We start from the raw sequence: 4,007 nt of genomic DNA, 5'->3' as shown, positions 1-4,007 counted from the left end.
GTGGAGGGGTGTGGGGGTGTAGACCCGCGTAGTGGCCTCTGAGGGGCTGTGAGGGGCGTTCACGGGTTCCTCCGGTCATGGGATCGGACCGCGTCGACGCAGGCGCCGGGGAGGTCGGTCACCCAGTCGAAGTCTTCGAGAGTGACGCCGTGTCGGTCGGCGACGGCCAAGAGGTCTTCGAGCAGCAGCCGGGCACGGTCGGCCTCGCTGGCGGTCGGCGCGGTGGCACGGCGGACCTTGGCGATGCGGTCGGCGGGGGTGGGCTTCTCGGTCATGCGGACTTCCTCCTACGGGTGGACTTCTGGAGCGGGACGGAAGCGCCGGCGGATTCATCCGCCTGCGCGGTCGAGACGTCGCGAACGACGGGGGCAGCCGCGGGGATGATGTCGCGTCGAAGGTGTGCCGTGTTGGCGATCCAGCCGGGAAGGCCGTCTTCGTCGAGGTCGCCGACGCGGATTCGGTCGTAGTGACCACCCAGGCCGGGGACACCGGTGACGACGCAGACGCCGGTGAAGCGTTCCTTGTCGACCATGGCGCTCGGGTCGTTGGCGTCGTCCTTGCGGATGCCTGCACCGAGCGCGGCCTCAGCGGCATCGATGGTGAAGGTCGGGAAGCAGACACCGACTTCGAGGTTGTCGCGCACGGCGGTCGGGATGGCGTCGCCGGTCTGCTTCTGGGTGCCGAAGATCCCGATGACGCCGAGGCCGCGACCTTCCTTCGAGATGGTCTGCATCATGCGTTGGTTAGACTCGATCACTTGCTTGTCTTTGCCGGTCAGGCCCTTGGTGTCGCTGTAGTTGTGGCACTCGTCCATGAGCACCAGGACCAAGGGGTTGGTCTCGGTCGGGCCCTGCTTCCAGAACTTGTGGGTGCCGCGTTCCTCGACCAGCGCGGCCGGGCGGTCCTTGATCAGTCGGACGAGGTCGGTCAAGCGCTGGTTGGCCGTCTCGGGGTTGTCGCCGACGACGAACATGGCGCGTGCTCCGGCCTCTCCCCAGTCGCCGTATCGAGGGTCGGCGGTCTTGCCGTCGAACACGGCGAACTGGACGGATGCTCGGTTGGCGAGGGAGGCCATCCAGGCGAGCATGAGCATGGTCTTGCCGTAGCCGGGCATGCCCGCGACCTTGATCCCGGAGAGCTGTTTGAGCGGGATTCCGACCTGGCGCATCCAGGGGTTGTGGCCCATCGGCAGGACCCAGTCAGCCGTCTCGGGCCAGACGTACGGCTGGTGTTCGTCGAGGGGGTTCCCGACGATGCCGGTGATCTCGACGAGTCCGGCAGCCAGCCGCTTGACCTCGATCGTCTGGCAGTCCCAGGCGTCGGCGAGCCAGCCAGCGGCCTTGTCCACCTCGTCGATGCCGACCTTGGGGATGGTCTGGAGTACGGCCCGGATGCCCCACGGTTCGGGGAAGACCTTGAGCCGGGGGACGACCGTGACGGGCTTCTTGACCTTGCCGTTCAGGTCCTTGACGCCCTTGGTGTTCTCGTCGACGCGAGCCAGGCCGAGGTTCGGAGCGAGGCGACGCCAGCGGCGGGCGATCTTCCAGGCGTGGCGCATCCGGCGACGCTGGAGCGGGGTTGCGCGGATGTACCGGTAGGTGGTGAGGAAGAGGGCGACCGCCCCCCAGGCCGCCAGCGCCACGAGGGCGAGGCCGACGACCAGGGGAGCGAGCCGGAGGGAGTCCGCGTTCGACACGGTCAGGCCTCCGCAGACTTGCGGCCGGTCGGCACCGCCGACAGGGAGCGGATCTCGTCCGCCTGGTACCAGGCCGTACCGCCCATGATCTTCTCGTTGCCGTTGCGGTCGGTCCGCTTCTCGGCCGGGGTGACGCCGACACGGAAGCCGACGAGTTCGACCGGCTGAGGCATGTTCTGGAGAGCCTTCGCCGGGTCGTCGTAGCTGACGACGCCGACCTTGAGGATCTCGTTCTCCGTCCGGCCGAACTGGGTGAAGCTGGCGACCACCTGAACCTCCCACTTGGGGAGTCCGTCCTTGGTCTTGTCCTGCGTCTGCGTGCCGAACTGCATCTTCGCGGCGCAGCTGAGGAACATGACCATGGAGAAGGTTCGGGCCTGGTCGACGTGGAAGATCGCGGGCATGGTGTGACTCCTTCTGACGGATCGTCATCTGCGGAACTGATGACTACGGGCTGTGCTGGGCTCTACGATGGACCCGCATCGCAGAATCTGTCAACCGAGTATCCGCATCGTTCCCCCCGAGAGGTCGCGTTATGACCCGCAGCAAGGCAGCAGTCTTCCGGTCTGATCTGCAACGACAGTTCCAATCGATCTCCGAGCTTTGCAGCTACCTCGGACATGCCGATGCGGCCATGGCGAGCGATCCGGCGGAGTGGCACCGGAACTTGATCCGGGCGTTGGCCGACCTGGCGGAAGCCGCGCAGAAGGCGGAGACGTCGTTGACCGTGAACGCGGTGAAGACCAAGGCCCTTACTCCCACGGAGGTTTCACGAGCTGCGAGGATCACCCGGAATGCTGTCTACAAGAGGATTGCTGCCGAGGAGAAGTGACGACGCATTGAAGGCCCCTGCCGAATTCGGCGGGGGCCTTTGATGTATCCCGGCGGGGGCCGGACCTTCCGCCGGAGGCGGTCAAGTTTTTTTGGGGTTCCGGGCTGAAGAAGTCTTTAACCGTTGCTGATCAACGGGGCCCCTCCGAGAGCAAGGAAGGGGGACGAGTGCTAACTACTGGGTGAGGGCATCCTGCCCTCTCCTTTGGCACAAGTATAAAGTCCCCCTTCCATGCTCTCGCCCCATTGATCACCAACGGTCAAACACTTCTCCAACCCTAAGCAGCATTCGAATCTGACGGTCCGTCAGGAGTTTCTGACGAGTCGTCAGGAGTGAGTTTCTTGACTGCCCAGATCTGATGTGCCGTCAGGAGTTTGACGAGTGCGGGAAAGCCTCCGCGTTCGACTGCTTCGAGGACTCGGGCTTCCAGGCCGTGAGCGACGACCATCTTCCATGCGGACTCCGCCAGCTCGGCCACCTCCCCGCCGGCCACTTCCTCGGCAGCGTGCTCTTCGTCGGTCATCTCGTCGACGCCGAGTCGGGCCTTGAGCCTGGGTGACCAGCGAAGCCATGACTTGCCCTTGGTCGCGTGCTCGTACTCGCGCCAGAGGTCGACGACCGCAGCGTCTCCGGTGGCAAGCAGGTACTCGATCATCTCGAACGGCGTGAGACTGCCGAGCTTGCCTTTCTTGAGATCACCGCGAGCAACCTCGTTCCCGATGTGCCGTCCGGAGTCCTGGGCTTTGGCGATGTATTCCCCGGCACCCTCAGCAGTCATGACCTTGTCCCACTTGACACCGTGTGCCTTATCGGCGGGAAAGCCGTGCTTCTTCGTCCAGGCCATCCAGAGCCGTTGCCAGCGAGCCATCATGTACGTGAGTTGCATGACGTCAGGTTCCGAGTCGAAGCAGACGATCACGTGAAGGTGCGGATGCCAACCGTTCTTTCCGTAGGTGATTTCACGGGAATTGATGGTGCCGATCTTTCCAGTGAGTTTCTTTTCCCGCTGTGCCATAACGCCGGTTCCGAGTTTGCGGAATGCGTCGTTGAGGGCTTCGAGGAGTTCGGCCAGGGCGTGACCTTTGGCGTGCCGAACGGTGAAGGTGACCATCCAGGCCGAGCCGCCGGACATGATGAGGCTGGCGACGCCGACCGCAATTTCGTTGGCCCTCTTGGCGCGGATCTTCGCCGAACACACCGGGCAGAGCCAGCCGTTCGCGCAGATGCAGAGCCCGGAGGCGTAGGCCACCCCGTCGCGGACGTGGATCTTGACCCTGTCAACCTTGCCGTCTCGCCCCTGGCCCATGACCCGTCCGCAGGCACTGAGCCGCTTGACCGTCGTGAAGGTCCAGATCTCCCGACGGATCTCGAACCGTCGCCGACGTCGGCAACACGGATCGGTGCCCTTCCCGCATTCGTGCTGGTCAGACCCGGTTTTCCCCGCAGGGATAGAAACAAAGTCCGTAGTAGTACCAAGGG

At 64.5% G+C, this 4,007-nt stretch carries 5 protein-coding genes; 1 reads left to right on the top strand and 4 read right to left on the bottom strand.

Going from position 1 to position 4,007, the window contains the following annotated elements:
- Positions 1 to 59: 59 nt before the first annotated feature.
- From ACFVFQ_RS38420 to ACFVFQ_RS38410, 3 genes are read right to left on the bottom strand one after another with little or no spacing between them, the layout of a single operon-like run.
- On the bottom strand, positions 60 to 275 hold the full coding sequence (locus ACFVFQ_RS38420; RefSeq protein WP_377554400.1) for a hypothetical protein: 216 nt from the start codon (positions 273 to 275) through the stop codon (positions 60 to 62).
- Positions 272 to 1,696 carry a hypothetical protein gene (locus ACFVFQ_RS38415; RefSeq protein ID WP_380608145.1) on the bottom strand — a complete coding sequence of 475 codons (1,425 nt, stop codon included), beginning with the start codon at positions 1,694 to 1,696 and terminating at the stop codon, positions 272 to 274. Before ACFVFQ_RS38415 ends, ACFVFQ_RS38420 begins: the two co-directional genes overlap by 4 nt.
- 2 nt (positions 1,697 to 1,698) lie before the next feature.
- Positions 1,699 to 2,100 (bottom strand): hypothetical protein, encoded by a 402-nt coding sequence (locus ACFVFQ_RS38410; RefSeq protein ID WP_377852233.1) that lies wholly within the window; start codon positions 2,098 to 2,100, stop codon positions 1,699 to 1,701.
- Positions 2,101 to 2,231: 131 nt separating this feature from the next.
- On the opposite strand from ACFVFQ_RS38410, the gene ACFVFQ_RS38405 reads away from it, so the two are divergent.
- Complete coding sequence (locus ACFVFQ_RS38405; RefSeq protein ID WP_377852236.1) at positions 2,232 to 2,528, top strand: hypothetical protein; 297 nt, start codon at positions 2,232 to 2,234, stop codon at positions 2,526 to 2,528.
- Positions 2,529 to 2,805: 277 nt separating this feature from the next.
- Here the strand turns inward: ACFVFQ_RS38405 and ACFVFQ_RS38400 are convergent.
- The coding region (locus ACFVFQ_RS38400; RefSeq protein ID WP_383425338.1) for a protein rep at positions 2,806 to 4,007 on the bottom strand (1,202 nt) is incomplete at its 5' end.

The sequence above is a fragment of the Streptomyces sp. NPDC057743 genome (assembly GCF_042798755.1).
In the GTDB taxonomy this organism is placed as follows: Bacteria; Actinomycetota; Actinomycetes; order Streptomycetales; family Streptomycetaceae; genus Streptomyces.
The sequence above is the reverse complement of the archived record's forward strand: the minus strand, read 5'-3'. Positions and strand labels throughout refer to the sequence as shown.